This window comes from Brevibacillus fulvus (genome assembly GCF_016908525.1).
Lineage (GTDB): Bacteria > Bacillota > Bacilli > Brevibacillales > Brevibacillaceae > Brevibacillus_G > Brevibacillus_G fulvus.
In genome coordinates, this window is the sequence record NZ_JAFBEB010000004.1 from 24,288 (window position 1) to 40,079 (window position 15,792).

A 15,792-nucleotide genomic window follows, 5' to 3' on the forward strand; every position below is an offset into this window, starting at 1 on the left:
TCCTTGCCGTGATAAATAACGTCACTCTGTCTTGTTTTCCGATGAATCGGGGAGCGGAGGGAGCGCTACGATCGGCTGTTCCTCTGCGATATCCTCGATTACGGTATAATGAATACTCAAGTAAACTTTACCATTCTCCGTCTTTGTGTGCAAAACTTTTTCATCCTTTATTTGGGCATCGCCGCTGGCTCGTTTTAATATATCAAGGCGGGCGCTTTGCTTGCCAATCTCTACCGCTTCTTCCACGGTCAACTGCTTGTTTTTTTGCTCCATCTCGCGCAAGGTTACGGTTTTCCAGCCGACCGGCAATGTGAAAGCTGCACCCAAGCCAAGCTGGTGCCGCTCTTCGCTCGTCTCGGCCTTGGCGTACTGCGAAGCGTTAACTGGCCAGATCCGCACTGCCCATGAACCGAGCAGCAAGTAATGGTTTTCCTGCTGCTGGCCGGTCAGCTGATAGCGCGATTGGCGCAAGGGAACCGTGACCTGGCTTTCGTACCAGACTTCTCCCTGCACCGTTCCTTTTGCCGCGACCAAGCCTTGCCTTTCTTCATTGCCGATCACGCCGGAAATCAGCACTTGTCCCTTTTCCACAAACTGATTCACCTTGACCATGCTCTTTCCGGCTTCGGCCATTACTTTGGAGATAACCGCGCGCTTCTTGGCAACCAGGTTGCGGGGACCAACAGCCGGCTTGGGCATCGGTTCTTCTTTTTCGACTACCTGAATGATCGCCTTCGTTCCCTGCAAGCGTACCCCGACATAGGAAGCTTCCGGCAACAAACGAAGCAATTCGCGCTGCAGTTGCTGCGGTTCTTCTAGTTTGGCCTTCCATGCCCCTACTTTAATCCCGATCTTTTCAGCAGCTTGGCCGACTTTTGTCGGTGAAATATGGTACGTTCCCTGGATTTCCACACTCCAGACAAGCGATGAGAGCATGTACAATCCGAGAAAAAAAAGCAAGGCTCCGATGACAAACCCGGAACGCGCCTTAATTCTGCGAAACCAGAAAGGCAAGCCATCGCGCGAGACAACGTGCGTACGGCAGCCTGTCTCACGCAACAGCGGACGCAATCGAAAGTAATCGCCGATCAAAATCTGGCACTCGCTTAATTCTGTGCCAATCCGCCTGATATTCCAAATATGGATGCCTTCTCGAACCGCCATGTTTACCAAACGTTCAAAGCGTTTGCCGCGGACCTTGATGGTAATATTCCCCTCCAGCCACTCCTTCATCATATTCCGCATCTGTTCAGTCCCCCCGTTATGTTCTTACGGTTTTTCCACAAACTTCACATTGTGTATCCGGCCTTCCAGCAGTACTTCTTCCGGCAAAATCGCCCGGATAACCAGCTGTTCACCGCTGACGATCAGTTGGCCGTTGGTTAGCAACAGGCGGAGCTCCTTTTCACTGAAATGCAGAACTCCACGGTGATTCTCTATGTACATTTGCAAATGACCAATCATGGTTATCCGCGGGACCTCAAGGACCACATCCTGTGGCAGATCCAATACACCTACAGCCAATTGGCGTAGTCGGCGGCTCCAACGTTTCATGAGTAAGCCCCCTTCATGCTGGCGCATAGCGCTCATTGTTCGTCCTATGGAAAGCGAAATCCAGATGTCCGGAGGGTGCTTTCTCTTATAACCCTATGCAGGAGGGGGAGCGATTCATTCGATAAAAAATGCCAGCGATCATTTTTGTCGCATCACGTTCTGCAACAGCTTCAGATCGTTTAACGGAGTGGGGTTGATAAAGGAAGTGAAGCATAGAAGCGAAGATTGATTCCGTAAAACAGAAAAACCGCAGTTGCCTTGACAACTGCGGTCTGACCGCTTTAACTAACCGGTTTCTACGAGAGACTGGTTGACGGGATACGCGATTCTTCCAATTGGGTATTCTGAGCAGCCAATGCTTTTCTTTGTTCCTCACGTCTGATCATTTTCCATTTTTTGATAACTCGCTTCACTTTATCAGCGGAGCATCCACAGGCAATCGCTGTCTCGTAGATGGATTTGTTTTCATAGATACACAGCCGAATCACCTTTTGCCGAAAACGTCCCAGACGTGCCATTACCGTTTGATCAATCGACTCCAAAACAGTCCCTTGCATGAATCAAGCCACCACTCTTTCCAATTACTTACATATATGTAATTAAAAATAGTGGATTGGACGATAACAGACAAGCTTTTCATCTCGACGATTTTAGCGTTGATTCAACAGCAACTCGCAAAGATGGTCAAATTTTGTTGAATGGTCAGCCGGTTTGTCGAAAAAACAAAAAAAGAGGAGGAGCGAGCTCCTTCCTCTCCATATGGCAGACAGCCCTGTTGTTGTTGAAAAACGGCGTTACTCCCAAGCCGAGCGAGTGCCCGTAATCAGCGATTTCTTGACGAGTAAGGCGGCATTGTTCGCGGTGCCTTGGCTTTAGGCGGCGACAGAATGAGCGCCCATTTCATCCCTTCAACAGGATCAAGCGCCGGTTCATGGCGGCCTTCGAAGTTTGGCTGCTCTTGCTTCACGGTTTCGCGGATAACTTCGGGTTCGCTCTGCCTAAACGGCGTCTCAGCCGCTTCTTGTTCGGGCGCAACAGAGATGGCCGATTTCCCGCGCGAGTCCCGCCATTGTCCTGCTGGCGGGACCGGTTCAGGCCGTACCATCGACTTGCGGCTGCTTTCCCGTCGCTGGCTTTGACCGGCCGGACGATCACCAGTACCGTAGGCGGGAGTTAAAATATCCCGGCGCCGCTGATTCCTTCTCCCTGATTGGGAACGCCCCAACAACCGCAGTCCGAACAAGGCCAGCAGCACGTACCAAAACTTAGACAAGAGCCACAGCGCCAAGCCAATCAAACCATCAATCAGGTCGATCAGATCCATCTGTCGTCTCCCCTACTTTTTGTCGTCGCCGATCGATTTTTGTTTTCCCTCTGCGTTTTGTCCGAACGAATCGCGCATTTTGGTATCAGCCTGGATGTTTTGCAGGTTGTAGTAGTCCATGACGCCCAATTTTCCGCTGCGCAGCGCCTCCGCCATCGCCAATGGCACTTCTGCTTCCGCTTCCACGACTTTGGCGTGCATTTCCTGTACACGCGCCTTCATCTCTTGTTCCGTCGCCACCGCCATCGCCCGCCGTTCTTCCGCTTTTGCCTGGGCGATGCGCTTATCCGCTTCCGCCTGATCGGTCTGCAGCTGTGCACCGATGTTTTTGCCTACATCGACATCGGCAATATCAATTGACAAAATTTCAAACGCCGTTCCTGCATCCAATCCTTTGCTTAAAACCGTTTGTGAAATCAGATCAGGATTTTCCAGCACGTCCTTATGGCTGGCGGAAGAACCAATCGTCGTGACGATCCCTTCCCCGACCCGGGCAATAATCGTTTCTTCCCCCGCTCCCCCAACCAGACGGTCGATATTGGCCCGTACGGTTACTTTCGCCTTGGCCCGCACCTCGATCCCGTCTTTGGCCATCGCCGCGATCACCGGGGTCTCGATCACTTTCGGATTAACGCTCATTTGCACCGCTTCCAGCACGTCGCGGCCAGCCAGATCAATCGCCGCGGCACGTTCAAAGCCGAGCGGAATGTCCGCTCGTTGGGCGGCAACCAGCGCATCGACGACTCGATCGACGTTCCCGCCGGCAAGATAGTGGCTTTCCAGCTGATTGGTGTCCAGCTGCAATCCAGCCTTTCGCGCCTTGATCAACGGATTGACGATGCGCGAAGGAATAACGCGGCGCAACCGCATGGCGATCAGCGTAATAATGCTGACGTGAACTCCTGAAGCCAATGCGGAAATCCACAACATCACGGGTACAAACGTGAAAAAAACAGAGAGCACGATCACAATGAGCACTACAATAAAGATGAAAAAAATCAAGCTGCCGTTAAACAATCTTATTCACCTTCTCCTTTGGAATTTGCTTTGCTTACGACCACCCGGGCACCTTCCACCTGCACGACAATCACCGAGCTGCCTGGCTCGATGTAAGCTCCCTGACTGACCGCATCGACGCGCATTCCTTGAATGTTTACGATTCCGGCCGGACGCAGCGGTGTCAGAGCCAGCCCGTGCTGCCCAAGGAGTTCCCGCTGATCCTTGGCAGCCACATACCCCGCTTCATTGCGCTGGGCATCCTCCAGAATCAGTTTTCGCCAAAATCCTCTGATTCCATAAATCTTGGCCAACACGACAGCGACAATGACGGTAATGAGCATAGCAAGCGCGAGTGCCAGCAAACCTTGGCGGATGTCGTAAGCGGCCAGCGCCAGTCCGCTGATCATGCAGACAAATCCGATCAAGCCCACAATCATGCCTGGCACAAACAGTTCCAAGACCATCAGCAGTAAGCCGATGAGGAACAGCCCAAGGTGGAACCATTCGGCATATCCGGCCATCAAATGACCAAAGAAGTAAAGGCCAAACGCGCACAGGCTGAGGCCGCCGGCGATGCCAAATCCCGGGGCAAACAATTCCACGGCAATCCCCGCCAACCCGATAATCAGCAGCACACTCATGACCAGCGGGCTGGTGACAAATCGGGCGATTGTTTCACCCAATGTCGGCTCGATGGCTTGCACCTGCGCCCCCGCAACCCCCAGATGTTGGTATAATTCATTGACATTGTTCACCAACTGATCCGCGTAGCCGACAGCTTTCGCTTTTTCTGCATCCAAAGCCAAAACGGAGCCCGGTTCTTTCAAGCCGGGCAAATTCATCTCGATTTGCACCATCGCACGCGCAATCTGCGGATCTCGGCCATTCAGGGCTGCCGCCGTCTCCATTTGTTGGCTCCAGGCCGAGAGAATCTTGATATCGGCGGCATTGCCGGCCAGATCAATCGGCGTGGCCGCACCGATAAAACTGCCCGGTGTCATCACAATCTCATCCGCGTGCAAGGCGATATACGTGCCTGCGGAATAAGCCTGATTGTCAATATAGGCGACTACCCGCATTGGCGCTTGCCGAATCAATTGCCCGATGCTGCTCGCCGCGCCAATCTCTCCCCCGGGGGTATCGATGTGCAGGATGACCAGATCCGCACCCTGCTGTTCCGCCTTCGCAAACGCTCGTTGCAAAAAGCTTTCCAATCCCCGTTCAATTCCTTGTTCAACCGGGACCCACACTGGTTTCTGAGCAGCGGCAGACGCTTCACCGCTGTTCCAGCCTGTAAACAGGCACAGCAACAGGAACTGCAACAGGAACAGCAAACGCCATAGGGGATACCCAAACTTTTTATCAGTGCTTATCACGAACCCCCCCTTTTTTCGACAGATCTGTTCATATAATGCTATACGAATGAGACGACGTTTCGTTTCGCTTTCATACGAATAGGCGGCATAAAAAAACCCAGCCGGATTACGGCTGGGCTTTTCTGCTGAATCTATGATGGTAACTCTTCAGATACTATTTTTTGAACGAGGGTACCGTCGGCTCTGCCTTTTACTTTCGGCATGATTGCCCCCATTACCTTCCCTGTTTCTTTTTTGGAAGCGGCTCCCGTGGCTGCGATCGCCTCGCGGACGATCTGCCGGAGTTCCTCTTCGCTCAATTGAACGGGCAGATAAGGAAGAAGAGCCTCGATTTCCTCTCGTATTTTACTTGCCAAGTCCTCACGACCAGCTTTTTCAAACTCATGGAGGGAGTCACGGCGCTGTTTTAACTCACGGGTCAAGACAGTAAGCACTTCCTCATCGGACAATTCGCTACCTTTGTTAATCTCTTCGTTCTTCAGTGCGGCTTTCACCATGCGAATAACAGAAAGTTTAACTGCAGCTTTGTCCTTCATCGCTTGCTTCAAATCTTGATTGAGTCGCTCCATTACACTCATGATGAGCCCCCCGTTAATTAGTACTTGCGTTTACGAGCCGCTTCGGATTTCTTCTTACGTTTCACGCTCGGCTTTTCAAAGTGGCGGCGTTTGCGTAGCTCAGCCAATACCCCAGCTTTTGCGCTTTCACGCTTGAAGCGGCGAAGTGCGCTTTCCAAAGACTCGTTTTTCTTGACGCGAATTTCTGCCATCTGTCTTCCCTCCCTCCGCTTAAAACCGTGGGACAAACTGTTCGAGCACAGACTGTCAACTTACATTATAGGACAGAATAAGCTAACAGGTCAACCTTTCTCCTGATGATTTCCCAATTATTCTTCAAAACCGGCCAAAAAATGATAATGAATATGGAAAACTTCTTGTCCGCCGGCTTTGCCGCAGTTGTTGATCAGACGAAATCCCTTCACCTGGAATTGGTTGGCCAGCTTTTGCGCGACGACGTGGATATGTGCGATCAACGGAAGATCCTCTGCGGTCACATCCATCAATGTGGGAATCGGCTTGCGGGGAATAATCAACAAGTGAATCGGCGCTTTTGGATTGATGTCATGCAGCACGACGACCTGTTCATCCTCGTACGCAAATTTGCCGGGGATCTCACCGTCGATAATTTTGCTGAAAATCGTTTTTTCCATCCTTTTACCTCCGTTCAGGCATACGCATCTGCCCTCAGCCATAATCATTACTCTAGGGAATATTTTCATCATAACGAACAAGCTGATTGCGATGCAAGGGGGATTATGATAGCATGACCTTCGAAACCTAACAGAAGGGGTTAAGGACATGAATCCGATCACAATCCAACAAGCTGCCGTGATGGCAGAAGGATTGCTGTTGCATGGCAATCCCCAACAACTTATTGAAGCGGTTCATTTTGACAGCAGACAAATGGAGAAAAATGGACTGTTCGTCCCGATTGTCGGCGGCGAACGCGACGGCCACGATTTTATTGAACAGGCGCTTCAACAAGGGGCGGCTGCTGTCCTCGTTTCCAATCAAGCCAAACTGCCGCAGCAACTGCCGGACAATGTTGGCGTCATTCTTGTCAATGATACGCTGCGCGCCTTTCAAAAACTGAGCGCCGCTTATCGCCGCCAGTTTGACTTTCCATTCATCGCCGTGACCGGAAGCAATGGCAAGACGACGACCAAAGATATCATTGCCTATCTTCTTTCCGCCAAAATGTCTGTCTACCGTACCTATAAAAATTATAACAATCATCTTGGGGTTCCATACTCCCTGTTGCAGCTGCAAACAGGGCAGCAAGCTGCCGTACTGGAGTTGGGCATGAACCACGCCGGAGAAATCGATCTGCTGGCCTCGCTCGTCAAGCCCCAGATCAGCGTCATTACTTATATTGGCGACAGTCATCTGGAATACTTCGGAAGCAGGGAAAAAATCGCCTTGGCCAAAGCGGAATTGCTCCCCCATACCGACCCGGACGGTCTGGTGCTGCTCAATGGCGACAACAGCTATCTCAGACAGATCAGCCATCTCTACTGCGGAAAGATCCTGTACTACTCGGTGAACGGACCGGCTGACATTTGGGCCGAGCAGATCACGCCCGACCAGGAAGGCACCCGGTTCACTGTGCATTTCAAGGACGGACTGAGCTTTCCCGTTTATATGCCGCTGTTTGGACGGCATAATGTGTTAAATACGCTTCCCGCCATTGCCATTGCCCGCCACTATGGGTTTTCGCCGGAAGCGATCGCCCAAGCGCTTGCGGAAGTCAGTCTGTCAGCGATGCGGTTTGAGGTGCTGCACGCCAACAGCGGAGCCATTGTGATCAATGACGCCTACAATGCCAGCCCGGCTTCGATGGAAGCTGCCATCTCGACCTTTGCAGAAATATTTCCGCAACGCGAGCGCATCCTGGTCCTTGGCGACATGTTTGAATTGGGAGCGGACAGCGAAGCGATGCATGCCGGCGTAGGAAGATTTGCCGACCAATTCCGCGGGCAATTCGCCATGCTGGTAACGATCGGCACGGACAGCGAAAAACTGTCCGCGGCCTATCTAGGCAACAAGCGCCATTTTACGAACAAACAGGACGCCCTGGACTTTTTACAGGGATACAACACGCAACAGCATGCCATCCTGATCAAGGCATCGCGCGGGATGAAGCTGGAATCGATCGCAAACGAACTGCTTGGCTAACTGGATCAAAAAACAACCAGCCCCCGCGCACAATGCGTCGGGGGCTGTTCCCTATTCAAAATTTTCCGCAGCTACTATGTTCCGCTGTTTTTCTTCGTGGCGTTCCATCGCCAGCTTGACCAAACGGTCGATCAACTCGCTGTAACTGATCCCGGCTGCCTGAAACAGCATCGGGTACATGCTGTGCGGCGTGAAACCAGGCATTGTATTGACTTCATTGATATAAACCTGGTTATTTGCTTCATCCCAGAAAAAGTCGATGCGAGACAGCCCTGAGCCGTCGATGGCGGCATACGCCCGTTTGGCCAGTTCCGCGATTCGTTCGGACACCTCTGCCGGGATATTGGCGGGGATTTGCAATTCCGTGCCTGCGCCTTTGTATTTGGCTTCATAATCGTAAAATTCTTTGGCGGCAATCACTTCCCCGACGACCGAGGTAAGCAGCTGTTCATTGCCCAGCACGCCGATCTCCAACTCACGAGCCTTGACAAATTGCTCCACCACGAGGCGGCGATCAAATTTTGCGGCAAGTTCCAAGGCTGCCGCCAGCTCTTGCCGATTTTTTGCCTTGCTGATCCCTACGCTCGATCCCATGTTTGCCGGCTTGACAAAGCAAGGGTACCCCAACTGTGTCTCAATCAGCGCATAAACAGCTTCCGCCTCTCTCTCCCATTGGCTGCGCAGCAGTCCGACATATTTCACTTGCGGCAAATTGGCCTGGGCAAAGATGTTTTTCATCATCCATTTGTCCATCCCGACCGCAGAAGCCATCACGCCAGCGCCAACGTAAGGGATATTGGCCAGCTCCAATAACCCCTGGATCGTGCCATCTTCTCCGTTTGGCCCGTGGATCACCGGGAAAATCACATCCAGTTCTTGCCCAAAATTCATCGTCGGAACGGCTGCATGTGTCACCAGTTCACTGTTGGTTGCAGACGCCGAAGCGGTTCCGTTAGTCAACCGCAGCGAGTCCACCGAGTGCAGCTGTTGGTCAGTCACTTTGCCTTTCACCCAACTGCCGTCCATTTGCACATAAATGGGCAGTATATCGTACTTATCCTTATTAATCGCGTTCATCACTGAAAGAGCTGTGCGCAGTGACACCTCATGCTCGGAAGACTTTCCTCCATACACGATGCCCAGTCGAATCTTGCTTCCCATGAATAAAGCTCCTTTCACCCGTTTCCGAGTCTCCATACTATTTGCTATGGTATGCGCACAGATCTGTCCATGCGCCGGCCTTTGCTGAAAAATTACCCATAAAGCATACACAAAGCTTGTGGCGATTACAAGAGACTTCTGCATCACCGAATCAGATGAGCTTCATAAAATGTACAATAATTCAGACGAATCACCGCCTTATTCCCTAATTTTTTACAAGTTCACAATTGGGGGTATCTTGATGCGAGATTATCTGCTCTATTGCACGTACTGTTCCAGTTATACACTGCTGCACAGCTATGACAAAGAAAAAGGGGATTTTCTCGGCGAATATTCCTTGCTGCATAATGAATATACACGCAACAGCAGCGTGCTGAACAAATTTCTGCTCTCCCATCTCGGCCACTCGTTGCGACTGATTCCGTCCAAAACCGAGGAGTATATGAATATCATCTGCACGGCCGCCCATTTCCTCGAGGATGACCTCGACAAATACGTGGAGGAAAGTCTTGCCTTGCAAACCGATTACGAACGCGACAAAAAGAAGGAGCGGGAAATAGGCAAAATCCAGATGCATCTCGCCCTGATCCTGTTGCAGGAGGAACTGAACAAATTGAGCAAGCTGTCGGGTCAGACCTCGGCGGAACAACAAGTGCTTTTGGGCAAAGAATTGGGCATGAAACGGGCGCTGGAAATTATCCAGCAGGTGATGGCCGACAAGCAATTTGCCTGAACAAAGAAACCCGACCGGCCATGCGCTGGCCGATCGGGCTTATCCCTTGTTATTTTTTTACCAATTCACGGGAACGTTTCGCTCCGCGTTCTCGATCCCAGTCCCGACTTTTCCGGTCGTTCCGATCCCGCGAGCCAGCGTGGCCTTTTTCACCGCGTTTCCAATCGTTTGATCGGCGATTGAAACCGGAGCCTGACCCTGCGCCTCTTGGCTTTCTCGTGCGCAGCGGTTTTTCCGGAGTCAGTTCCACATGGACATCGCCGCTGTCGCGGGTAAGCAGCTTCAACGCCGCCGCTACGATCTGTTCGGATTCAAATTCTGCCAGCAATCCGGCTGCTTTCTGCAAATAGGAGTCGAGATTGCTCTCCTGGATCGCCGTGGTCAGCTTTTCCGCTGTCTCATCCAACTGCCCGATCAGCGCTTCTTTTTTGGTTGGAGCCGGGCGTTTTTTCAGCTTGATTTTGTTTACCCGTTCAATAAACTGCAAATGATCCAGTTCATTCGGCGTCACCAGCGAGATGGCCACCCCTTCGCGGCCAGCCCGACCCGTCCGGCCAATCCGGTGCACATAACTCTCGGGGTCTTGCGGCAGGTCAAAGTTAAACACGTGGCTCACATTGGAGACGTCAATCCCGCGGGCTGCCACGTCGGTGGCGACCAGCAGTTGAATCCGGCCCTCACGGAATTTGCGCATCACCTGGTCACGCTGATTTTGCGACAAATCACCGTGCAAACCTTCCGCAAGATAGCCGCGTTTTTGCAAACCGGCGGCCAGTTCGTCGACACGCCGCTTCGTCCGGCCAAACACGACCGCCAATTGCGGGCCCTCAATGTCAATCAGGCGGCAAAGGACATCAAATTTCTCGCGTTCTCTGACTTCAACGTAAGACTGTGCGATCGCCGCGGTTTTCACCGTCTGCGGAACAACTGATATGTGCTCGGGATCACGCAAAAACTGGTCGGCCAATTTGCGGATCGGCGCTGGCATTGTGGCGGAAAACAGCATAGTTTGCCGTTCGCTCGGAACCTGGCTCAAGATTTTTTGGATTTCATCCAAGAAACCCATGTTCAGCATTTCATCTGCTTCATCGAGCACAACCGTGTGAACGTCTGCCAGGCGAATGGTCCGCCGTTCGATATGATCGATCAAGCGTCCAGGCGTGGCAATAATCACGTGTGGCCGATTTTTCAAAGCGCGTATTTGGCGGCTGATTTCCTGCCCACCGTAAACGGCCAGGACGTTCACACCTTTGTGGCGGCCCAGTTTGGTCATTTCTTCCGCAACTTGAATGGCAAGTTCGCGGGTAGGGGCCAGCACCAAAGCTTGTACTTTGCCCACTTCTGTATCAACTTTTTCCAACAACGGAATGGAAAACGCCGCTGTTTTTCCCGTACCGGTCTGCGCTTGGCCGATCAAGTCCCTGCCGGACAAAGCTGGCAAAATCACTTGTTCTTGAATCGGGGTAGCAGATGTGTAGCCCATTTCGCTAATTGCTCTCGTAATTCTGTGATCGAGCGGAAAATCATAAAATGTTTTATTCACTGACAATACTCCTTTATCTCTTTACTACCGTTGCAGTCGTTAGTTCGCGTTACGACGAGACGCTTAATTGTAGCAGACTTTAGGATAAATGAAAAGAAAAGAAAACCAACAACTGCCTAGCGCCGATCCCTGACTTCAAAAATGGCAAACTTGAGATAGTGACCTTCATCTGCTCCGCTTATCTCAGGATGGTCTTTTCCTGCCCCTCTCCATTCAATCAAACGGATAATTTTTTTTGCATCAAATGCCGCTTCCTGGATAGTTTGTAAAAAAAGTTCCGGCGAAACATGATAGGAACACGACGCCGTAACCAGATAGCCGCCTTGCCGAACCAGCTTCAGACCGTGCAAATTGATGTCCTTGTAGCCGCGAATCGCTCCACGGACGGCAGCACGCGACTTGGCGAAGGCCGGCGGATCGAGGATGACCACATCCCAGGATCGGCCAAGCTCCACGCTTTCCCGCAAGTAATCAAACGCGTTGGCCACGACAAAGTCCACGCGATGCAAAAAACCGTTCAAGGTGATGTTTCGCTTCGCCGTCTCGATCGCATGTTCGGAAATATCCAGAGCGGTGACTTTCTTGGCCCCGTGCTTGCAAGCGTTCATCGTGAACGAACCGGTATGGGTGAAGCATTCCAGCACTTCGGCGCCATCCCAGAACGGATTTTTTACCACTTTCCCCCGTTTGTCCACCGGCATTGGCTGACGCTTGCCGTCGTTCTCCACTTCCTGCAAGGAAATTCCATGCTTTTCCCCCCAGCCGGTCATCAACGGGGCGATCGCCGCGCGGTTTTCCCGTTGATCGTAGAAAAAGCCGGTTTTTTGTCCCTCGACGATATCGACGATATATTTCAAACCGTTTTCTTCAATCGTCACCTCTTGCGGACATTGTCCATACAACACTTCTTTGCCCTGCTCCAGACCTTCCAGTTCCCGTACCGGAACGTCGTTGCGCAAATAAATCCCCGCCGGCTGGAAAACGTCAATCAGCGCTTGTTTGATTTGCTCCCGCCGCACATCCATGCCGAGCGATAAGATTTGCGCCACCAAAATGTCGTTATACCGATCGACGATCAGCCCCGGCAAAAAATCGGCCTCGCCATAGACAACCCGGCAAGCATTCGGGTTGGACACAAAACGGGTGCGAAACCCGAACGCTTCTCTGACCCGTTTGGTAAAAAACTGTTGGTCGATTTCTTCCTTTTGATCATAACTCAAAATCCGCACAATGATTTGCGAGGCGGGATTTATATAACCTTTGGCCAAAAAATGCCCCTGATGGTTGACAATATCAACAATCTCCCCAGGTTGATATTCCCCTTGAATTTCCTGCACTTCCGATTGAAACACCCACGGATGCCCGGCTTCCAGCCGTTTTTTCCGACTTTTGTTTAACAGCACTTTTGCCATTGAATCTTTCGCTCCTTGTCATGCTTGTCTCTGTTTACGCATAGCGTTAGTAATAAGTAATCAGGACAGGCTGGCTCCTTCGTTGGCCGCGATTTCCTGTACTGATAAGGAGGATACCCGTGCAGCTCACTCTCAATATTCTCGTTCCGCTCATACTCGGATTAGGCTTTTTTTTGCTCGGTATGTACGCGATGCGGATCGGCTTTTATCATTTGGCGGGAAAAAAAATGGAACAGTGGCTTTATCGCTTTACCCGGACGCCGATCCACAGTTTTTTGACCGGCTTGATCACCACCGTCGTTTTGCAAAGCTCCGGGGCAGTCACCGTCTTGACGATCGGATTGACCCAGGCAGGTTTGATCAGCTTTACCCAAACCGTCGGGATTATACTTGGGACAAATCTCGGTACAACGGCAACCACCGAATTGATTGCGCTTCGTCTGGAAACGATTGCCGTACCGCTGTTCCTGATCGGCGTCGCCCTCTGGCTGCAATCTCGTCCCCTTTTGCGCTATACCGGGCTTGTCCTTGCCGGCTTTGGCCTCATTTTTATCGGTATCGACACAATGAAAGCAATGGCGAAGCCGCTTGAACAGTCTGAAACTTTTCGCACGCTCTTTCTGGAAAGCAGCCACTCCGTCTTGATCGGGTTGGTGACAGGGACGTTGTTTACCGCGCTGATCCACAGTGGATCGGCAACTACGGCGATCACCATGAGCTTGATCGCCCATGGGCTGCTGTCAATGGAAACGGCGCTGGCGATTATTCTCGGAGCGAACATTGGCACCTGCTTTACCGCACTGATCGCCTGTATTGGCACCAATGCCGCCTCCCGGCAAGTAGCCTGGTGCCATACGCTGTTTAACGTAGCAGGAGCCTTGTTGTTTTTACCTTTCTTATCTAGTCTTGCCCAAATCAGCGCAATTTTTGCGAGCGATCCGGCAATTCAGATCGCCCATTCGCAAACCATTTTCAACCTGATTTGTTCGCTGGCCGCCTTGCCATTCGCCAAAGCCATCGCCCGCTTCATTCGTTGGCTTGTGCCTGACGATCATTTGTCCAAGTGATCAGCACGGATCAGAGCCAAAAGGCGAGCGGAATCAAATAGAGCGAGGTGCAAATTGCGGAAATGATCATGGCCACGCTGGCGGCGGCCGCCTGGATCGGCGAACTTCGCTGCAGACTAGCCGTTCCGATGGCATGGGCAGCGGTTCCCACCGCAACGCCTATGGCCCAATCATCGGTGATACCCAACCTCTTTAACAGCGGGCCAGCGATCAAGCTGCCGATCATCCCGGTCAGAGCGGTCAACACGGCTGCCAATGCGGAGATTCCCCCAACCAGTTTGGTCAATTCCAGAGAAATTGGTGTAGTCACCGATTTGCTTAACAGACTTCGGACAAGCGAGTCATCGACATTCGCCAAGGTCAAGACCAACCAAGCCGAAAGCGGCGACAGCGCGCATCCGACTGCGATTCCCAGCAATGCTCCCCGCCAGTATCGGATGAAGGCTTTCGCCTGTTTGGCCAACGGCACAGCAAGCGCCACCGTTGCCGGTCCCAGCCAAACAGCGATCCAATCCCCGCCTCGTTGATATGCCTGCCAATCCCCGCTGATCAACCACCAGACCGGTCCAACCAGGAAGACGGTGCCAACAAGTGGCGATAACCAGCTGATCCGCTTCCGCAGCGCCATAACTGCCAAATAGCCCGCAACCGTAACGAAAAAGGCAGCCGCTTCAAGCATGCAGCGCTCCCCTTTCCTGCTCTCCCCGCTGCTGGTCCCGCCGGATTTTTTGCGCGTACTTTTGCATAATGGCGCCGCTTGCCCACATGACCAACGGCGGACCCATCAGCATCGCTGAGAGCAAAACAATCGGATGGGCGGCGAAAACATCGGCATACCGGGCCGCACCGACGATGATGGGTACGAAAAACAGCAGCATATGTTTGAGAAAAAAGGAACTGGCCTGCTCAACCCACTCCAACTTGATCCAGCCAAACAGCAATCCTGTTGCCAGCAGCAACATACCGAGCAAATTGCCCGGTAAAGGCAGCGACAAGCCTTTCTGCAACAACATGCCCAACGCGTAAAACGCAAGTAACAGCAAACTCCCGCGTATCCATCCGCCCATGCAAATCACGCCTTCCTTTCGTTCTCCTGTTATGTATGAAGCAATCAGACCGTTGATGCCCCTTGCCATAATCATTGAAACGAAAAGCTCGACCCTATAGGTCGAGCTGCTGTTCGTCGATGTTGCCTGCAAAAATTGCCGGAAAGTTATCGCTTTAGTACCCGCTGCCGGAAGCCGACTGCCCGGAAACGATGGCAATGCCCGCGCTCGCGCCGATGCGGGTTGCTCCAGCCTCGACCATTGCCAAAGCGGCCTCCCGGTTCCGCACTCCCCCGGACGCTTTCACGCCGATCGTGGGACCAACGGTTTTGCGCATGAGCGCGATATCTTCCACTGTCGCTCCTCCTGGTCCGAACCCCGTGGATGTTTTCACGAAATGCGCGCCTGCTTTTACGGAAAGCTGGCAAGCCAGCACTTTTTCCTCGTCAGTCAGCAGTCCGGTTTCCAAAATAACCTTGACCAGTCTGCCATCTGCAGCGGCAACAACCGCGGCGATGTCTTGCTCCACGACGTCCCGTTCACCCGATTTCAACGCGCCCACATTAAGCACCATATCAATTTCATCCGCTCCATTGGCGATAGCATCGCGGGTTTCCGCCGCTTTGGCCGCAGTGGTGGTTGCTCCCAGCGGAAAGCCGATCACTGTGCACACTTTTACTTGACTGTCAGCAAGCAATTGCGCACAAAGCTTCACCCATGCCGGATTGACGCAGACAGACGCAAACTGATATTCCTTTGCCTCTTTGCACAACTGTTCAATCATGGCCTTGGTTGCTTCCGGTTTTAATAATGTATGATCGATATATTTGTTTAAGTCCACT

General features: G+C 52.1%; 18 protein-coding genes. 3 read left to right on the forward strand and 15 right to left on the reverse strand.

Translation table 11 applies throughout. The features are described from left to right. Positions 1–21 precede the first annotated feature (21 nt). The 9 genes from yqfD to JOD01_RS07185 all read right to left on the reverse strand — a co-directional run bounded on the left by yqfD (position 22) and on the right by JOD01_RS07185 (position 6,463). Positions 22–1,245: a sporulation protein YqfD gene (gene yqfD, locus JOD01_RS07145; protein WP_204517584.1), complete on the reverse strand. Its 1,224-nt coding sequence runs from the start codon at positions 1,243–1,245 to the stop codon at positions 22–24. Between the two features lie 24 nt (positions 1,246–1,269). Then, entirely contained in the window at positions 1,270–1,554 is a 285-nt protein-coding gene (gene yqfC, locus JOD01_RS07150) for a sporulation protein YqfC (protein ID WP_204517585.1), read from the reverse strand. A 296-nt stretch (positions 1,555–1,850) separates the two neighbouring features. Then, a complete protein-coding gene (locus JOD01_RS19640; protein WP_239565296.1) occupies positions 1,851–2,111 on the reverse strand; it encodes a sigma-70 family RNA polymerase sigma factor in 261 nt (86 codons plus the stop codon). A gap of 266 nt (positions 2,112–2,377) precedes the next feature. Further along, positions 2,378–2,878 (reverse strand): hypothetical protein, encoded by a 501-nt coding sequence (locus JOD01_RS07160; RefSeq protein WP_204517586.1) that lies wholly within the window; start codon positions 2,876–2,878, stop codon positions 2,378–2,380. 12 nt (positions 2,879–2,890) lie between these two features. Further along, positions 2,891–3,895 carry a flotillin-like protein FloA gene (floA, locus tag JOD01_RS07165; RefSeq protein ID WP_204517587.1) on the reverse strand — a complete coding sequence of 335 codons (1,005 nt, stop codon included), beginning with the start codon at positions 3,893–3,895 and terminating at the stop codon, positions 2,891–2,893. 2 nt (positions 3,896–3,897) lie between these two features. Beyond that, positions 3,898–5,253 (reverse strand): NfeD family protein, encoded by a 1,356-nt coding sequence (locus tag JOD01_RS07170; protein ID WP_204517588.1) that lies wholly within the window; start codon positions 5,251–5,253, stop codon positions 3,898–3,900. Positions 5,254–5,384: 131 nt separating this feature from the next. After that, positions 5,385–5,831 carry a GatB/YqeY domain-containing protein gene (locus tag JOD01_RS07175; protein ID WP_204517589.1) on the reverse strand — a complete coding sequence of 149 codons (447 nt, stop codon included), beginning with the start codon at positions 5,829–5,831 and terminating at the stop codon, positions 5,385–5,387. A gap of 17 nt (positions 5,832–5,848) precedes the next feature. Beyond that, the gene (rpsU, locus tag JOD01_RS07180) at positions 5,849–6,022 is read right to left on the reverse strand and encodes a 30S ribosomal protein S21 (RefSeq protein ID WP_204517590.1); all 174 of its coding nucleotides are present in this window, start codon (positions 6,020–6,022) and stop codon (positions 5,849–5,851) included. 117 nt (positions 6,023–6,139) lie between these two features. After that, positions 6,140–6,463: a histidine triad nucleotide-binding protein gene (locus tag JOD01_RS07185; RefSeq protein WP_204517591.1), complete on the reverse strand. Its 324-nt coding sequence runs from the start codon at positions 6,461–6,463 to the stop codon at positions 6,140–6,142. A 148-nt stretch (positions 6,464–6,611) separates the two neighbouring features. Here JOD01_RS07185 and JOD01_RS07190 point away from each other — a divergent pair, with 148 nt between their 5' ends. Then, a complete protein-coding gene (locus tag JOD01_RS07190) occupies positions 6,612–7,988 on the forward strand; it encodes a UDP-N-acetylmuramoyl-tripeptide--D-alanyl-D-alanine ligase (protein WP_204517592.1) in 1,377 nt (458 codons plus the stop codon). Between the two features lie 51 nt (positions 7,989–8,039). Here the strand turns inward: JOD01_RS07190 and JOD01_RS07195 are convergent, their stop codons facing one another. Further along, the gene (locus JOD01_RS07195; protein ID WP_204517593.1) at positions 8,040–9,149 is read right to left on the reverse strand and encodes a D-alanine--D-alanine ligase; all 1,110 of its coding nucleotides are present in this window, start codon (positions 9,147–9,149) and stop codon (positions 8,040–8,042) included. 241 nt (positions 9,150–9,390) lie between these two features. On the opposite strand from JOD01_RS07195, the gene JOD01_RS07200 reads away from it, so the two are divergent. After that, complete coding sequence (locus JOD01_RS07200; protein WP_204517594.1) at positions 9,391–9,882, forward strand: hypothetical protein; 492 nt, start codon at positions 9,391–9,393, stop codon at positions 9,880–9,882. Positions 9,883–9,931: 49 nt separating this feature from the next. Here JOD01_RS07200 and cshA read toward each other — a convergent pair whose 3' ends face one another. Both cshA and JOD01_RS07210 read right to left on the reverse strand, forming a co-directional pair. Continuing rightward, positions 9,932–11,365, reverse strand: a complete 1,434-nt coding sequence (gene cshA / locus JOD01_RS07205; RefSeq protein ID WP_204517838.1) for a degradosome RNA helicase CshA — start codon at positions 11,363–11,365, stop codon at positions 9,932–9,934. A gap of 176 nt (positions 11,366–11,541) precedes the next feature. Continuing rightward, on the reverse strand, positions 11,542–12,837 hold the full coding sequence (locus tag JOD01_RS07210) for a class I SAM-dependent rRNA methyltransferase (protein ID WP_204517595.1): 1,296 nt from the start codon (positions 12,835–12,837) through the stop codon (positions 11,542–11,544). A gap of 119 nt (positions 12,838–12,956) precedes the next feature. Between JOD01_RS07210 and JOD01_RS07215 the strand changes: the two genes are divergently transcribed. Further along, positions 12,957–13,904, forward strand: a complete 948-nt coding sequence (locus tag JOD01_RS07215; protein WP_338028535.1) for a Na/Pi cotransporter family protein — start codon at positions 12,957–12,959, stop codon at positions 13,902–13,904. Between the two features lie 10 nt (positions 13,905–13,914). On the opposite strand, the gene JOD01_RS07220 is transcribed toward JOD01_RS07215, so the two are convergent. The 3 genes from JOD01_RS07220 to deoC form a co-directional block, all read right to left on the reverse strand. Next, a complete protein-coding gene (locus JOD01_RS07220) occupies positions 13,915–14,583 on the reverse strand; it encodes an LrgB family protein (protein WP_204517596.1) in 669 nt (222 codons plus the stop codon). Further along, on the reverse strand, positions 14,576–14,971 hold the full coding sequence (locus JOD01_RS07225) for a CidA/LrgA family protein (protein ID WP_204517597.1): 396 nt from the start codon (positions 14,969–14,971) through the stop codon (positions 14,576–14,578). The genes JOD01_RS07220 and JOD01_RS07225 overlap by 8 nt, the downstream gene beginning before the upstream one ends. Positions 14,972–15,125: 154 nt before the next feature. After that, positions 15,126–15,791, reverse strand: a complete 666-nt coding sequence (gene deoC, locus JOD01_RS07230) for a deoxyribose-phosphate aldolase (RefSeq protein WP_204517598.1) — start codon at positions 15,789–15,791, stop codon at positions 15,126–15,128. Position 15,792: the final 1 nt, after the last annotated feature.